This is a genomic window from Thauera sp. SWB20, from assembly GCF_000831325.1.
Lineage (GTDB): Bacteria > Pseudomonadota > Gammaproteobacteria > Burkholderiales > Rhodocyclaceae > Thauera > Thauera aminoaromatica.
The window spans coordinates 117,470-132,238 of record NZ_JTDM01000017.1 but is presented as its reverse complement, the minus strand read 5'-3'; the positions used below and the strand labels follow the sequence as shown (position 1 = coordinate 132,238).

Genomic DNA, 14,769 nt, shown 5'->3' with positions numbered 1-14,769 from the left:
TAATTGAAAGTCAGTACCCTCTCCCTGGTCGCACTCGCTGTGCTCGGCCTTTCCCAGACCGCGTTCGCCGAAACCAAGATCGGCTTCGTCAATTCCGATCGCGTCATGCGCGAAGCAGCGCCCGCCGTGCGGGCGCAGCAGCGGCTGGAGAAGGAGTTCGAAAAGCGCGACCAGGAGCTGCAGCGCATCGCGCGCGACCTCAAGTCGATGCAGGAAGACCTCGAGCGCAACGGCCCGACCATGGGCGACAGCGACCGTCGCAACAAGGAACGTGCGTTCAACGAGCTCAACCGCGACTTCCAGCGCAAGCAGCGCGAGTTCCGCGAAGACCTGAACCAACGCCGTAACGAGGAACTCGCCTCGGTGCTCGACAAGGCCAACCGCTCGGTCAAGCAGATCGCCGAGCAGGAAAACTACGACATCATCTTCCAGGAAGCGGTGTACGCGAACCCGCGCATCGACATCACCGACAAGGTCATCAAGACCCTGTCCGACGCCAAGTAAGACTGGTCGCCCGATGTTCCGACTGCACGAGCTGGTCGATCGCCTGGGCGGCGAGATCGCGGGAGACGGCGATGTCGCGGTTTCGCGCGTCGGCACGCTGGACAAGGCGGGGGAGGGCGATCTCGCCTTCCTTGCCAACCGCAAGTACCTGTCGCAGGTCGGCGAGTGTGCGGCAAGTGCGCTGATCGTCACGCCCGACCTGCGCGAGGCGCTGGCCGGGCGCAACCTGATCCTGACCGCCGACCCCTACCTGTACTTCGCACGCGTCGCGCAGCTGTTCAATCCGCCCCCCGCGGCGCGTCCCGGTATCCATGCGCTCGCCGCGGTCGCCAGCACCCTGCCGGCCAGCGTGCAGGTGGGACCCGGCGCCTCGATCGAGGAAGACGTGGTGCTCGGCGAGGACGTGGTGATCGGGCCCAACTGCCACGTGGGGCGCGGCACTCGCATCGGGCGCGGCACCCGGCTCTATGCCAACGTCAGCATCTACCACGACTGCGTGATCGGCGAGGACTGCATCCTGCATTCGGGCGTGGTCATCGGCGCAGACGGCTTCGGCTTCGCGCGCGAGAAGTCCGGCGCCTGGGTCAAGATCCCGCAGACCGGCCGTGTGGTCCTCGGCAACGACGTCGAGATCGGCGCCAACACGACGGTGGACCGCGGTGCGCTCGACGACACCGTGATCGGCGATGGCGTCAAGCTCGACAACCTCATCCAGATCGCGCACAACGTGCGCGTGGGCGAGCACACGATCATGGCCGGCTGCGCCGGGGTCGCGGGCAGCGCCCGGATCGGCGCGCGCTGCATGATCGGCGGCCAGGCCGGCATCTCCGGACACCTGAGCATCGCCGACGACGTCGTGGTGTCGGCGTGGACCCTGGTCGCCAAGTCGATCGCCAAACCGGGCGTCTACACCGGCAACCTGCCGCTGCAGACGCATGGCGACTGGGTGAAGAACTTCTCCCACCTGCGCCACCTCGACGCGCTCGCCAGGCGCGTCCGCCAACTCGAACAAAACAGCGACGGTCCCGACGACCGCTCGCAGGGCTGAGCCATCATGGACATCAAGGAAATCCTGCAGTACCTGCCGCACCGCTATCCCTTCCTGCTCGTCGATCGCATGCTGGAGATCGAACCGGGCGTGCGTGCGCGCGGGCTGAAGAACGTGACCATGAACGAGCCCTTCTTTCCGGGGCACTTCCCGCACCACCCGGTGATGCCGGGCGTGCTGATCATCGAGGCCATGGCCCAGGCTGCGGCGCTGCTGTCGTTCAAGAGCACCGGCGTGAAGCCCGACGACAACTCGGTGGTGTACTTCGCGGGCATCGACAACGCGCGCTTCAAGCGTCCGGTGGTGCCGGGCGACCAACTGATCTTCGACGTCGAGATCACCCACGCCAAGCGCAACATCTACAAGTACAAGGCACGTGCCAGCGTCGACGGCGAGCTCGCCGCCGAAGCCGAGCTGATGTGCGCGATCAAGACGCTATGATTCACCCGACCGCCATCGTCCATCCGGGTGCGAAGCTCGGCGCCAACGTCAGCGTCGGGGCCTATTCGCTGATCGGCGAGAACGTCGAGATCGGCGACGGCACGCGCATCGGCCCGCACGTCGTGGTCGAGGGCCACACCCGCATCGGCCGCGACAACGAGATCTTCCAGTTCTGTTCGATCGGCGCCAGCCCGCAAGACAAGAAGTACGACGCCGAGCCCACCCGGCTCGAGATCGGCGACCGCAACACGATCCGCGAATTTTGCTCGTTCAACGTCGGCACCAGCCAGGACGCGCACGTCACCCGCGTCGGCAACGACAACTGGATCATGGCCTACGTGCACATCGCGCACGACTGCCAGGTCGGCGACCACACCATCTTCGCCAACAACGCCACGCTCGCCGGCCATGTCCATGTGGGCGACTGGGCGATCCTCGGCGGCTTCACCGGGGTGCATCAGTTCTGCCGCGTCGGCGCGCACAGCTTCTGCGGTGTCGGTACCGTGCTGCTGCAGGATCTGCCGCCCTTCGTGACCGTGGCGGGCAACCCGGCCAAACCGCACGGCATCAACAGCGAAGGCCTCAAGCGCCGCGGCTACAGTGCCGAGGGCATCGCCGCGATCAAACGCGCCTACCGCGCGCTCTACCGCAGCGGCCTCACGCTCGACGAGGCGCGCCAGCGCGTCGCCGAGATCGCCGCCGGGCAGGCCGAGGCCGCGCCCTTCGCCGCCTTCATCGCGGACTCCGGTCGCGGCATCGTGCGCTGAGCATGATCCGCTGCACGGCGCGGGCCGCGTCTCGAACGGCATGAAGATCCGCATCGCCATGGTCGCCGGGGAGACCTCCGGCGACCTGCTCGCGAGCCACCTGATCCGAGCGCTCCGCCGCCATCTGCCCGACGCGGAGTTCTTCGGCATCGGCGGGCCGAAGATGCAGGCCGAAGGCTTCGACGTGCGCTGGCCCTGCGAGCTGCTCGCGGTGCATGGCTACGTCGACGCGCTCAAGCGCTACCGCGAGCTCTCCGGCATCCGCCGCGCGCTGCTCGCGCAGATCCGCGCCGAGCGCCCCGATGCCTTCATCGGCGTGGATGCGCCCGATTTCAACCTGTGGCTCGAAGGCAAGGTGCGCGACGCCGGCATCCCGGCGATCCATTTCGTCGGCCCGTCGATCTGGGCCTGGCGGGGCGGGCGGATCAAGCGCATCGCGCGCTCGGTGTCGCACATGCTGTGCCTCTTCCCCTTCGAGCCCGAGCTCTACGAGCGTGCCGGCGTGCCGGTGAGCTATGTCGGCCACCCGCTCGCCGACGAATTTCCGCTCGAGCCCGACCGCGCCGCTGCGCGCGAACGCCTCGGCATTCCTCTCGAGCGCGGCGTGGTGGCGATGCTGCCGGGGAGCCGGCAGTCCGAAGTGCGCAACCTGGCCGACATCTTCATCGGCACCGCGAAGACTTTGCACGAACGCGATCCGGAGCGCCTCTTCCTGGTCCCGCTGGCCACCCGCGAGACGCGCCAGATCTTCGAGGAGGCGCTGCACCGCAACGATGCGGGCGGGCTGCCGATCCGCATGCTGTTCGGTCACGCCGTCGAGGCGATGACCGCAGCCGACGTGGTGCTGGTGGCGAGTGGAACGGCAAGCCTGGAGGCGGCGCTGCTCAAGCGCCCGATGGTGATCACCTACCGCATCGGCAAGTGGCAGTACCGCCTCATGAAACGAATGGCCTACCTGCCCTGGGTGGGCCTGCCCAACATCCTGTGCGGCGAGACCGTGGTGCCGGAGCTTCTCCAGGACGAGGCCGACCCGGAACACCTTGCCGCCGCGATCGACGACTGGTTCGCCGACGATGCGCGGCGCGCGGCGGTCGCGGCGCGCTTCTCCGACCTGCATCGCACCCTCCGGCAGGACACCGCGCGGCGCGCCGCGGAGGCGATCCTGCCCTACCTCGACAAGGCGGGACCAAAGGCATGAACGCCGAGCTGTTCGATCCCGGACTGCCGTCCTCCAGCCTGATCTGCGGGGTCGACGAGGCTGGCCGCGGGCCGCTGTGCGGGCCAGTGGTCGCCGCTGCGGTGATCCTCGATCCCGCACGCCCGATCGAAGGCCTGGCCGACTCCAAGAAGCTGAGCGAGGCCGCGCGCGAGCGCCTCGCACCGCTGATCCGCGCTCGCGCGCTGGCCTGGGCGGTGGCCGAGGCGAGCGTCGAGGAGATCGACCGCCTCAACATCCTGCACGCCACCATGCTGGCCATGCAGCGCGCGGTGATGGCGCTCGGGATCGCGCCGGCCGAGGTGCGCATCGACGGCAACCGCTGCCCCAAGCTGCCCTATCCGGCGCGGGCGATCGTCAAGGGCGACGCCACCGAGCCATCGATCTCGGCGGCCTCCATCCTCGCCAAGACCGCACGCGATGCGGCCATGCGCGAGCTCGACGCGCAGTGGCCGCAGTACGGGCTGGCCGCTCACAAGGGCTACCCGACCGCCGCCCACCTTGCGGCGCTCGCGGCGCACGGCGTGCAGGCCTTCCACCGGCGCAGCTTCGCGCCGGTGAAGAAGCTGCTCGAGCGCCGGGATGAGTGAGCCGCAGCTCAAGGCGCTGGCATCGCGTGACAACGCCTTCGTCAAGCGCCTGCATGCGCTCGCGCACTCGGCACGCGACCGCCGCAAGCTCGACGAGACCGTGCTCGACGGCGCCCACCTGGTCGAATCCGCGCTCGCGGCGGGCGTGGCCTTGCGCGCGCTGGTGGTGTCGGAATCCGGCCTGCTGCGCGAGGAGCACCGCCGCCTGCTCGCGGCGGCGCCGGCAGAGGTGCCGCGCTACCGCCTGGGCGATGCCTTGTTCGCGCATGTCAGCCCGGTCGACAGCCCCGCCGGCTTGCTGGCCACCATCGCCATGCCGGCGAGCACGCCGAGCGCCCCGGGCGACGCCAGCCTGATCGTGGTCGACGGCGTGCAGGACCCCGGCAACCTCGGCAGCCTGCTGCGCACCGCGGCCGCGGCCGGCATCCGCCACGCGCTGCTCGGTGAGGGCTGCGCGCAGGCCTGGTCGCCGCGCGCGCTGCGTGCCGGCATGGGCGCGCAGTTCCTTGTCCGGATCGAGGAGGGCTGCGAACTGCTCGCCCGACTGGAGAGCTACCCGGGTCTGTGCCTGGCCACTGCCCTGCGCGAGGACGCCCACCAGCTCTACGAGCTCGACCTGCGCGGCCCGGTGGCCTGGCTTTTCGGGGCGGAAGGGCAGGGACTTTCCCCGGCCCTGCTGGCGCGTGCCGACGGCTGCGTGATCATCCCGATGGCGGCCGGCATCGAATCCCTCAACGTCGCCGCGGCCGCGGCGGTCTGTCTGTTCGAGCAGGCGCGTCAGCTCCGCGCCACGGGGACGATCCGAGGCGTGAATTTTCCTTCTTGACTCGGGCGCAGGCTTGCTTCCATGCTTTCCGCATTCCAAGCGGGGCACGGCGGACGCCGCGACAGACCCCGAGGACGAGACCAGGGGTGGTAGCGCCCCGCGAGGAGGATGATGGAAAAGTACGCCAAGACACTCAAGGGACAGGACGAGATCGCGCATCGCACGCACGGCCTCGGGCTGCGCGCCCGCCGCCTGCTGATCCTGGTCGATGGACAGCGCAGCGTCGAGGATCTGTGTGCCCTTACCGGCGACGCGAAGATTGCGGCTGCGCTCGGAGAACTCGCCGAGGCAGGGTTCATCGCGTCCAGCGCCGGGATGGCCGACCCGCCCGAAGCCAGCATACGCGAAGGACAGCCGGCGGCAGGCGCGGCGCCGGTCGCGCGGGCGCACACCGGCCACACGGCCAGCCTGCCGCTCGCGCGCGACTTCATGATCAACACCCTGCGCACCTTCCACGGCCCCTACGGCAAGCTCGGCCTGGTCAAGCGTGTCCATGCCACCCGGAGCAGCAGCGAACTGCGCGCGCTGATCGCCGAATGGAAGGAGTCGATCGACGAGTCACGCCTCGGCCGCAAGCGGGCGGACGAGCTGCTCGCGCTGCTGGAGGAGGTGCTGCCGGGCTGAAGGCGGTGTTGCGGGGCGATTCGCGTTAACATCCGGCCATCCGGCTCCGCGCCGACACAGCGAACAGAAGGCATGATCCTCGTCATCTCCCCTGCCAAGGCGCTCGACTACGAGACGCCGATCACCGTCTCCACCTACACCCGGCCCGACTTCCTCGACGATTCCGCAGCGCTGATCGAGGTACTGCGCGAGAAATCGCCCGCCGAGATCGCCGAGCTGATGTCGCTCTCGGATCCACTCTCCACGCTCAACGTGGCGCGCTACGCGAGCTGGTCGCGCCCATTCAGCCCCGACAATGCACGGCAGGCTCTGCTGGCCTTCAACGGCGACGTCTACGAGGGACTCGATGCGAGGAGCCTGACCGCGGACGAGTTGGCCTGGGCACAGGACCACCTGCGCATCCTCTCCGGCCTCTACGGCGTGCTGCGCCCGCTCGACCTGATGCAGGCCTACCGCCTGGAGATGGGCACCCGGCTGGCCAACCCGCGCGGCAAGAACCTCTACGAGTTCTGGGGCGAGCGCATCACCGACGCGCTCAACGGCCTGCTCGCGCGCGAGGAAGACGCCGGGCGCGAGCGTGTGCTGCTGAACCTCGCCTCCGACGAGTACTTCAAGTCGGTCAAGCCCAAGAAGCTGAAGGGGCGCATCGTCACCCCGGTGTTCGAGGACTGGAAGGGCGGGCGCTACAAGATCATCAGCTTCTACGCCAAGCGCGCGCGCGGGCTGATGAGCCGTTACGTCATCACGAATCGCATCGACGAGGTCGAGGCGCTGCAGGGCTTCGACGCCGAGGGCTACGCCTTCGCCGCCGACGCGTCCGATGCCGATACCCTGGTCTTCCGCCGTCGCGAGGAGTGAACGTGCTGAAGATCAGCTCCAGCTTCGACTCCGGCGCGATCGAGGTCGTGCGCCTCGACGATCCGGCCGACATCCGCCTGCGCCTGCGCAAGGACAACGCTGCCGACTTCCACCAGTGGTTCCACTTCCGCCTGATGGGCGCGGCCGGCAAGCCGGTGCGCATGGTGTTCGAGAACGCCGCGGGCGCGGCCTATCCGGACGGATGGCGGGACTACCGCTGCGTCGCCTCCTACGACCGCCAGAACTGGTTCCGCATCGCCGGCACGCGCTACGAGGACGGGCAGCTGATCGTCGAGCACACGCCCGAGCGCGACAGCCTCTACTACGCCTACTTCGAGCCCTATTCGCACGAGCGTCACCTCGACCTGCTCGCGCGCGTCGAGCTCTCGCCCTACGCCCGCGTGCGCAACCTCGGCAGTACGGTGGATGGGCGGGACCTCGACGTGGTGACGGTCGGGCGCGACGCGCCGGGACGGGTGCCGGTGTGGATCATCGCGCGCCAGCATCCCGGCGAGACCATGGCGGAATGGTTCGTCGAGGGCCTCCTCGAGCGCCTGCTCGACAATGCCGACCCGGTCGCGCGCAAGGTGCGCGAGCACGCCGTGCTGCACATCGTGCCGAACATGAACCCGGACGGCGCGGTGCGCGGCAACCTGCGCACCAACGCCGCCGGGCGCAACCTCAACCGCGAATGGCGCGCGCCCGACCCCGTCGCCAGCCCCGAGGTCTTCCTGGTGCGCGCGGAAATGGAGCGCACCGGCTGCGCGCTCTTCCTCGACATCCACGGCGACGAGTCGCTGCCCTACGTGTTCTTCTCCACCGCCGAGGAGGTGCCTGGCTTCACCGCCGCGGCGGCGGCCGCGCAGGCGCGCTTCGTCGAGACCCTCCTCATGGTCAGCCCCGACTTCCAGACGCAGGAGGGCTACAAGCCCGGCCGCTTCGGCGAGGAACTGCTGACGCTGGCGAGCAAGTGGGTCGCCAACCAGTTCGGCTGCGTGTCGCTGACCCTGGAGATGCCGTTCAAGGACAACATCATCCTGCCCGACGGCCACGTCGGTTGGAACGGTGCGCGCAGCAAGCGCCTGGGCGCGGCCATGCTCGATCCGATCCTGCGCCACCTGCGTGAGGGCGGCGAAGGCTGATCGGGAGGGGAGGCGGTGGCGAGTGGACGTGGCGGCGACGTGCAGCTGCGTCCCCGCTTCACGGCCGCGAGGCCGCGGCCGGATTCACCGAGCGGATCAGGCCTTGTGCCCGATCTCGGCGAGGATCGCGGTCGCGCAGGCCACACCCGAGCGCACCGCGGATTCCAGCGTCGCGGGGTAGTCCGAATCCAGGTAATCGCCGGCCAGCCACAGTCCGGGCAGCGGGGTGCGGATGCCGGGGCGGAAGACGCCTGGCCGACACGCGAAAGTGGCGCGCTTTTCGACGATGACCTGCGACCACTCCGGGGCTGGCAGACGGCGACCGAGCTGGCGTTCGAGCTGGGCGTGCACCGCGAGGACGAGCTCGTCGCGCGCGAGCGCCTCGTGCGGGCCGTGGGCGCTGATCACGCACGAGAAGAGGCCCTCCGGCCCGCCGAGCTGGCCGCGGTCGAAGACCCACTGCGCCGGCCCGGCGGTGCTGCCCGAGGCCAGGCCGATCATCGGCTCGGGGAGCTGCTGGCCGCGTCCGAGGGCGAGATAGACGGACACGATCGGCTCGTGCTCGAGCGCGTCGATCTGCGCCACCAGGCGCTCGCAACCGCCGACGGAGGCGAGCAGCGCTCCGGCATGGTAGGGCGCGGTGGCCACCACCACGTGAGGCCAGGGGTGGCTGCCGGGGTCGCCGTCGAGGCGGTAGCCGCCGGCCACCCGTTCGACGGCCTCGATCGCGTTGCCGGTGCGCAGCCTGCCGCGGCGCACACCGATGTAGCGCGCCGCCGGCACCGGGAAGAGCTCGGACAGGTCGGTGCGCGGCAGCAGCAGCTCGCTGGCGGCGGCACCCGCACCGAGGCTGTCGCGCAGCACGTTCGCGAAGACCTGGGCCGAGGCCGCGGCGGCCGGGGTGTTGAGCGCCGCCACGCACAGCGGCTCCCAGATCAGCTGGCACAGGGTCGGAGTCTGGCGGGTCTCGGCGAGCAGGGCGTCGACCGTCATCCCCGGATCGGCCAGGCGGAAGCCGCGTCGCTTCAACCAGCGCATGAGGCGCAGCATCGCCAGGCGGTCGGCCCAGTGCAGCCCCTGCGCACGCAGCAACCCCACGGCGAGGTGGAAAGGCGCCGGCAGGGACGCGGCCTTCAGGTGCAGGCGGCCGGGGACGTGCAGGGTCAGCGGCAGGTGGGCGAGCTGCTTGGGCGACACGCCGGTGAGGCGCAGCAGGCGGGTAAGCTCGCTGTAGGCGCCGATCAGGATGTGCTGGCCGTTGTCCACCCGCCAGTGGTGGTCCTTGTGCACCACGCGGGCGCGTCCGCCCATGGTGTGCGAGCGTTCGAACACGGTGACATGCACCCCGGCGCGGGCCAGCTCGACCCCGCAGGCGAGCCCGGCGTAGCCCGCGCCGATGATGGCGACGACCGGCACGCTCATGGCCGGAGGTTCCGGCTGCCGTGCCAGCTCGGTCCCGCGCGCTGGGTGCGCTTCCCTGCGGGCGTGCTCATGCGCGGAACCAGGTCGTGCCCGCGAGCCACACCTTGCGCAGCGGGGTCAGGGAGGTGCGGCGGTCGAGCACCAGGAAACCGTCGCGCGCGATTTCGCGCAGCAGGGTGCGGTAGATCGCCGCCATCACCAGGCCGGGGCGCTGCGCCTTGCGGTCGATCGCGGGCAACTGGGCGAAGGCCTGGTCGTAGAACTTCTCCGCGCGCTCGGCCTGGAAGGCCATGAGCTCGCGGAAGGCGTCGGAGTAGCGCGCCTCGAGGAGGTCCTTGGCGGGCACCTTGAAGCGCTGCAGGTCCTCGATCGGCAGGTAGATACGCCCGCGGCGGGCGTCCTCGCCGACGTCGCGGATGATGTTGGTGAGCTGGAAGGCCAGCCCGAGGTCGTGCGCATACTTGAGCGTCTGGCGGTCCTGGTAGCCGAAGATCTCGGCAGCGAGCAGGCCGACGACGCTGGCGACGCGGTAGCAGTAGAGCTGCAGGCCCTTGAAGTCGAGGTAGCGCGTCTGCGACAGGTCCATCGCCATGCCGTCGATGATCTCGAGCAGCTGCTCCTGCGGCAGGCGGAAGCCCTTCAGCACGTCCTTGAGCGCATGTCCGACAGGGTGGGTGGGCAGGCCGCCGTAGATGCGCCCGACCTCCTGGCGCCACCACTCGAGCTTGGTCTGCGCGAGCGAGAGGTCGTGGCATTCGTCGACCACGTCGTCCACCTCGCGGCAGAAAGCGTACAGGGCGGTGATCGCCTGGCGGCGCTCGGCGGGCAGGAACATGAAGCTGTAGTAGAAGCTCGAGCCGCTCTTGGCGGCCTTGTCCTGGCAGTAGTCGTGTGGATTCATCCGAGTTTTCCGTAATTCAGCGCGCGCCAGCCCAGGCGCGCCCAGTCGCCGCGACCAAGCGCGGGGCGGTGGTGGAAGACATCGTAGCCGACCGCCTCGATCCCTTCGAGAATGCGCAGCCCGCCCAGCACGACCAGTCGCAACTCCCAGCCGACGCGCCCGCGCAGGGTACGGGCGAGCGGGGCGCCGTCGAGCATCATCGTGCGAGCACGCCGCACCTCGAAGGCCATCAGCGCGCGCCAGTCCTCGCCCGGGCTGCGTTCGCCGCGGGCGAGCGCGTCGAGCGCGGGCTCGTCGAGGCCAAAGCGGGCGAGATCGTCGAGCGGCAGGTAGATGCGCCGCTTTTCCCAGTCGACCGCGACGTCCTGCCAGAAGTTGATCAGCTGCAGGGCGGTGCAGATCGCGTCCGAGCGGCGCAGGTTCTCCGCGTCCGCCGCGCCATACAGATGCAGCATCAGGCGCCCCACCGGGTCGGCCGAGCGCCGGCAGTAGTCGCGCAGCTCTGCGAAGTCGGCGTAGCGCGTCTTGCCGACGTCCTGCATGAAGGCGTCGAGCAGGTCGCGGAAAGGCTGCAGCGGCAGCGCATGGGTATGTATCGCACGGCCGAGGCGGGCGAACATCGGCGCCAGCGTCGCGTCGGCCACCGGCCGGCCCTGCGCGCAGGCCTCGAGCCCGAGCTGGTAGTCGTGCAGGCGCGCCAACCGCGCCACCGCGGGCGCGTCGCCCTCGTCGGCGACGTCGTCGGCCCCGCGCGCGAAGGCGTAGATCGCCTCCACCGGCTCGCGCAGGCGGGCCGGCAACAGCAGTGAGGCGACAGGGAAGTTCTCGTAGTGCTCGACCGGCATCGGGGCAAAGGAGCGGCGGGATCCGCAGGGTGCCGCAGTATATCCGCACGCCCCGTGGAGAAGCGGCGCAAGCCGCGAACAGGGCGGTTCGCCAATGGGGGCTTCGCAATCTCCACCGCCGCATTCGCGCCTTGCGGCGCTCCTACCGGAGGCATCGCACCGGGAAGCGCATGCAGTAGCGGCGCAAGCCGCGAACCTTTTGCGCAGGGCAATGACACAATGTCGTCCATCTTTCCGCTCTCCAGCCCCGTGCCACGAGGCCTTCCGATGCTGCAGCTCGACGACGTCACCCGCATCCTGCCCGGCGCCCCCGCGCGCGTGCTGTTCGAGCGCCTTGCGCTGCGGGTCAAGGCAGGGGAGTGCGTGGCGATCGTCGGCGAGTCGGGCTCGGGCAAGTCGACCCTGCTCAACTGCATCGCCGGCCTGGAACCGATCGACGGCGGCACGATCCGGGTCGGCGAAACACCCATCGAGCGCCTCGACGACGACGCCATGGCGCGCCTGCGCCGTAGTCACTTCGGTTTCGTGTTCCAGGCTTTCCACATCCTGCCCCACCTGAACCTGCTGCAGAACGTGGCGCTCCCCTTGTGGCTGCTCGGCATCGCGGAGGCCGAGGCCGCGCGCCGCGCACAAGAGATGCTCGGCCGCGTCGGGCTGGGCGCGCGCGCGCCGGATCCGCCGCAGCAACTGTCCGGGGGTGAGCTGCAGCGCGTGGCGATCGCGCGCGCGCTGGTACATCGGCCTCACCTGGTGCTCGCGGACGAGCCCACCGGCAACCTCGACCCGGGGCGAGCGAGCGAGGTACTCGACCTGCTGCTCGGCCAGATCCGCGACAGCCGCGCCGCCGGCGTCATGGTCACGCACTCGCGCAGCGCGGCGGCGCGCGCCGACCGCGTGCTGGAACTTCGAGCCGACGGGCTGCATGACGTCACGGGGCATCCGTGAGCGTGCCTCTTCGACGCATCTTCCTGGCCAGCCTGCTGCGCCGCCGCCTGGCGAGCGCCCTGTCGCTGCTGGCGATCGCGCTCGGCGTGGCGCTGGGGCTGGCGGTGCATCTGATCCACGGTGCCGCGCTCGACGAGTTCGGCCGCGGCATGCGCGCGGTGGCGGGCAAGGCCGACCTGCAGGTGGTGGGGCCGCGCGACGGGTTCGACGAGGCCTTGTTCGCCACCCTGGCGCGCCGGCCCGAAGTGGCGGCGGCGAGTCCGGTGCTGGAGATCGAGGCGCGCCTGCCCGGGCGCGAGGAGAGCCTGCGCATTCTCGGCGTGGACCTCTTCCGGGTGCTGCGCGTGCAGCCCGGGCTGATGCCGCTGGCAGAGGGCGGCGGGGACCTGCGCTTCGCGGCACTGCGTCCCGGCGTGGTGTTCCTCAGCGACGACGCCCGGCAGCGCCTTTCCGCGCCGGGGCGCTCCATGGAAGGCGAGGTGCTGCCGCCGGCGCTCGTCGACGCCCGCATCGCGGTGCAGTCGGGCGTGCGCAGCCTGGTGCTCGAGGCGGGTGGGCGGGTGCCTGGCGCAGGCGGCGTGCTCGGCGTCATGGACCTCGGCGCAGCGCAGCAGGCCTTCGCACGCATCGGCGTGTTGAGCCGGATCGACCTGCGCCTGGCCGAGGGCGTTTCCCCGGCGGCGGCGCAGGCGGCCTTGTCCGCCCTGCTGCCACCGGGGATCGCCTTGCGCACACCCGAGGCGGCAGCGGGCGAGCTCGGCTCGCTGTCGCGCGCGTACCGGGTGAACCTGACCATGCTGGCGGCGATCGCGCTGCTGACCGGCGGCTTCCTCGTGTTCTCCACGCAGCTGCTGTCGGTGGCGCGGCGGCGGCGCGAGTTCGCGCTGCTGCGCGCGCTCGGTCTGGTGCGCGCCGAGCTGATGCGCGGTCTGCTTGCCGAGGGCGCAACGGTGGGCGTGGTCGGCGGGCTGCTCGGGGTCGTGCTCGGCCACGCCCTCGCGGCGGGCGCCTTCCGCCTGGTGGGGGGCGACCTCGGCGCGGGCTTCTTCCGCGGCGTGGCGCCACAGCTGGCGTTCGACCCCGCGGCGGGCCTGGCTTACCTGCTGCTGGGCGTGGCCGCCGGTGTCGCCGGCACCTGGCTGCCGGCGCGTGCCGCAGCCGCGGTGGCGCCAGCGCGTGCCTTGCGCGCGGGGGAGGGCGAGCGCGCCGGCCTACCGCGAGGCGACGGTCGCGGGCGACTGGGGGCGGCGATGCTGGTGCTCGCTGCGCTGGCCTGCCTGCTGCCGCCGTTCGGCGGCATCCCGCTAGGCGGCTATGCGGCGGTGGTGTTCGTGCTCGCGGCGGCCATCCTGGCGCTGCCGGTGCTCGCGCGCCTCGTGCTGCCCTTGCTCGCGCGCGGGCGCAGCGCGATCTGGCGGCTGGCGCACGCGCGCCTGGCGGCGGCGCCGGGGCAGGCGGTGGTGGCGGGGGCAGGGGTGATCGCCAGCGTCGCGCTCGCGGTGTCGATGGCGATCATGGTGAATTCCTTCCGCGTCTCGGTGGATGAGTGGCTCGCCCAGGTCTTGCCGGCAGACCTGTACGTGCGTGCCTCGGCGGCGAGTGGCAGCGGCTACCTCGATCCGCCTGCGCTCGTGGCGATCGCGGCCACGCCCGGCGTGGCGCGAGTAGAGACGACGCGGCTCGTGAACCTGCGCGTTTCGGACACCGAGCCGCTGTTCAGCGTGCTGGCGCGCGCGACGCAGGGCAACCGGGGGCTGCCGCTGGTGAGCGGATCGATGGAGCCGGTGGCCGGGGACGCGGAAGGCCTGCCTCCGGCCTGGGTGTCGGAGGCGGCTGCCGACCGCCACGATCTGGCGCGCGGCAGCCGCTTCGAGCTGCCGCTGGGAGGCCGGATGCAGGCCTTCCGCGTCGCTGGGGTGTGGCGCGACTACGCCCGCCAGCACGGCGCCGCGCTGATCGAGCGCCGCGACTACGTCGCCCTCACCGGCGACGACCGGGTAAACGACGCCGCGCTACTGCTCGAGCCGGGTGCCACTCCGTCAGCGGTGGCGCAGGCGCTGCGCGAGCGCTTCGGCGCCGAGCACATCACCATCGCGCTGCCGGGCGAGATCCGCGCGCTCAGCCTGCAGATATTCGATCGTACCTTCCTGATCACCTACCTGATGGAGGCGGTCGCGGTGGTGATCGGCCTGTTCGGCATCGCCACCACCTTCGCCGCGCTCGCCGCCACCCGCCAGGGCGAGTTCGGCATGCTGCGCCATCTCGGTTTCACGCGCGCCGAGATCGGTCGCCTGATCGCCACCGAGGGCGCGCTGACCGCAGGGCTGGGCGTGATCGCCGGACTCGCCGGCGGCGCGGCGATCGCCTGGGTGCTGATCGAGATCATCAACCGGCAGAGCTTCCACTGGAGCATGGAGCTGGCCGTGCCGTGGAGCGGGCTGGCGATCTTCGCCGTCTGCCTGGTGCTGCTGGCGGCACTGGTGGCCCGGCTCGCCGGAAGGCACGCGATGCGGCGGTCGGCGGTGCTGGCGGTGAAGGCGGATTGGTAGGGGGTGAGGCGTGAGGAGTCAGGAGTCAGGAGCGGTGGGGGCGGGCAGGCTCGCGGCGGGCGTTGCGCTTGTGGCGCTGGAGAGGCGGCTT

The 14,769-nt window shown here is 70.7% G+C and carries 15 protein-coding genes; 12 read left to right on the top strand and 3 right to left on the bottom strand.

Translation table 11 applies throughout. The features are described 5' to 3' along the window. Nucleotides 1–3: 3 nt before the first annotated feature. From PO78_RS09485 to PO78_RS09440, 10 genes are all read left to right on the top strand, one after another. Nucleotides 4–504, top strand: a complete 501-nt coding sequence (locus tag PO78_RS09485; RefSeq protein ID WP_004301429.1) for an OmpH family outer membrane protein — start codon at nt 4–6, stop codon at nt 502–504. Nucleotides 505–517: 13 nt separating this feature from the next. Beyond that, entirely contained in the window at nt 518–1,552 is a 1,035-nt protein-coding gene (lpxD, locus tag PO78_RS09480; protein WP_004301431.1) for a UDP-3-O-(3-hydroxymyristoyl)glucosamine N-acyltransferase, read from the top strand. Between the two features lie 6 nt (nt 1,553–1,558). After that, nucleotides 1,559–1,993, top strand: coding sequence for a 3-hydroxyacyl-ACP dehydratase FabZ (fabZ, locus tag PO78_RS09475; RefSeq protein WP_004301433.1), 435 nt, complete (start codon nt 1,559–1,561; stop codon nt 1,991–1,993). Further along, nucleotides 1,990–2,760, top strand: a complete 771-nt coding sequence (gene lpxA, locus PO78_RS09470) for an acyl-ACP--UDP-N-acetylglucosamine O-acyltransferase (RefSeq protein WP_004301435.1) — start codon at nt 1,990–1,992, stop codon at nt 2,758–2,760. Before fabZ ends, lpxA begins: the two co-directional genes overlap by 4 nt. A 40-nt stretch (nt 2,761–2,800) precedes the next feature. Next, nucleotides 2,801–3,958, top strand: a complete 1,158-nt coding sequence (lpxB, locus tag PO78_RS09465; protein ID WP_004301437.1) for a lipid-A-disaccharide synthase — start codon at nt 2,801–2,803, stop codon at nt 3,956–3,958. Continuing rightward, entirely contained in the window at nt 3,955–4,566 is a 612-nt protein-coding gene (rnhB, locus tag PO78_RS09460; protein ID WP_004301438.1) for a ribonuclease HII, read from the top strand. Before lpxB ends, rnhB begins: the two co-directional genes overlap by 4 nt. Next, on the top strand, nt 4,559–5,392 hold the full coding sequence (locus tag PO78_RS09455) for a TrmH family RNA methyltransferase (RefSeq protein ID WP_004301440.1): 834 nt from the start codon (nt 4,559–4,561) through the stop codon (nt 5,390–5,392). Before rnhB ends, PO78_RS09455 begins: the two co-directional genes overlap by 8 nt. A 111-nt stretch (nt 5,393–5,503) precedes the next feature. Next, nucleotides 5,504–6,016, top strand: a complete 513-nt coding sequence (locus PO78_RS09450; RefSeq protein WP_012585407.1) for a hypothetical protein — start codon at nt 5,504–5,506, stop codon at nt 6,014–6,016. Between the two features lie 72 nt (nt 6,017–6,088). Next, on the top strand, nt 6,089–6,874 hold the full coding sequence (gene yaaA / locus PO78_RS09445) for a peroxide stress protein YaaA (RefSeq protein ID WP_043743412.1): 786 nt from the start codon (nt 6,089–6,091) through the stop codon (nt 6,872–6,874). A gap of 5 nt (nt 6,875–6,879) precedes the next feature. Beyond that, nucleotides 6,880–8,016: a M14 family metallopeptidase gene (locus PO78_RS09440; protein WP_041589848.1), complete on the top strand. Its 1,137-nt coding sequence runs from the start codon at nt 6,880–6,882 to the stop codon at nt 8,014–8,016. A gap of 96 nt (nt 8,017–8,112) precedes the next feature. Here the strand turns inward: PO78_RS09440 and hpnE are convergent, their stop codons facing one another. The 3 genes from hpnE to hpnC all read right to left on the bottom strand — a co-directional run bounded on the left by hpnE (nt 8,113) and on the right by hpnC (nt 11,184). Continuing rightward, nucleotides 8,113–9,438: a hydroxysqualene dehydroxylase HpnE gene (hpnE, locus tag PO78_RS09435; RefSeq protein WP_012585404.1), complete on the bottom strand. Its 1,326-nt coding sequence runs from the start codon at nt 9,436–9,438 to the stop codon at nt 8,113–8,115. A 67-nt stretch (nt 9,439–9,505) separates the two neighbouring features. Further along, nucleotides 9,506–10,339 (bottom strand): presqualene diphosphate synthase HpnD, encoded by an 834-nt coding sequence (hpnD, locus tag PO78_RS09430; RefSeq protein WP_043743411.1) that lies wholly within the window; start codon nt 10,337–10,339, stop codon nt 9,506–9,508. Continuing rightward, entirely contained in the window at nt 10,336–11,184 is an 849-nt protein-coding gene (gene hpnC, locus PO78_RS09425; RefSeq protein ID WP_004301452.1) for a squalene synthase HpnC, read from the bottom strand. Before hpnC ends, hpnD begins: the two co-directional genes overlap by 4 nt. Before the next feature lie 267 nt (nt 11,185–11,451). On the opposite strand from hpnC, the gene PO78_RS09420 reads away from it, so the two are divergent. Then, nucleotides 11,452–12,129 (top strand): ABC transporter ATP-binding protein, encoded by a 678-nt coding sequence (locus PO78_RS09420; RefSeq protein WP_012585402.1) that lies wholly within the window; start codon nt 11,452–11,454, stop codon nt 12,127–12,129. After that, nucleotides 12,126–14,678, top strand: a complete 2,553-nt coding sequence (locus PO78_RS09415; RefSeq protein WP_043743409.1) for an ABC transporter permease — start codon at nt 12,126–12,128, stop codon at nt 14,676–14,678. Before PO78_RS09420 ends, PO78_RS09415 begins: the two co-directional genes overlap by 4 nt. Nucleotides 14,679–14,769: the final 91 nt, after the last annotated feature.

Bases quoted from the DNA above. Each gene is read 5' to 3' on its own strand.
- lpxD (WP_004301431.1), top strand. From the start codon at position 518: ATGTTCCGACTGCACGAGCTGGTCGATCGCCTGGGCGGCGAGATCGCG.
- fabZ (WP_004301433.1), top strand. From the start codon at position 1,559: ATGGACATCAAGGAAATCCTGCAGTACCTGCCGCACCGCTATCCCTTC.
- lpxA (WP_004301435.1), top strand. From the start codon at position 1,990: ATGATTCACCCGACCGCCATCGTCCATCCGGGTGCGAAGCTCGGCGCC.
- lpxB (WP_004301437.1), top strand. From the start codon at position 2,801: ATGAAGATCCGCATCGCCATGGTCGCCGGGGAGACCTCCGGCGACCTG.
- rnhB (WP_004301438.1), top strand. From the start codon at position 3,955: ATGAACGCCGAGCTGTTCGATCCCGGACTGCCGTCCTCCAGCCTGATC.
- PO78_RS09455 (WP_004301440.1), top strand. From the start codon at position 4,559: ATGAGTGAGCCGCAGCTCAAGGCGCTGGCATCGCGTGACAACGCCTTC.
- PO78_RS09450 (WP_012585407.1), top strand. From the start codon at position 5,504: ATGGAAAAGTACGCCAAGACACTCAAGGGACAGGACGAGATCGCGCAT.
- yaaA (WP_043743412.1), top strand. From the start codon at position 6,089: ATGATCCTCGTCATCTCCCCTGCCAAGGCGCTCGACTACGAGACGCCG.
- hpnE (WP_012585404.1), bottom strand. From the start codon at position 9,438: ATGAGCGTGCCGGTCGTCGCCATCATCGGCGCGGGCTACGCCGGGCTC.
- hpnD (WP_043743411.1), bottom strand. From the start codon at position 10,339: ATGAATCCACACGACTACTGCCAGGACAAGGCCGCCAAGAGCGGCTCG.
- hpnC (WP_004301452.1), bottom strand. From the start codon at position 11,184: ATGCCGGTCGAGCACTACGAGAACTTCCCTGTCGCCTCACTGCTGTTG.
- PO78_RS09420 (WP_012585402.1), top strand. From the start codon at position 11,452: ATGCTGCAGCTCGACGACGTCACCCGCATCCTGCCCGGCGCCCCCGCG.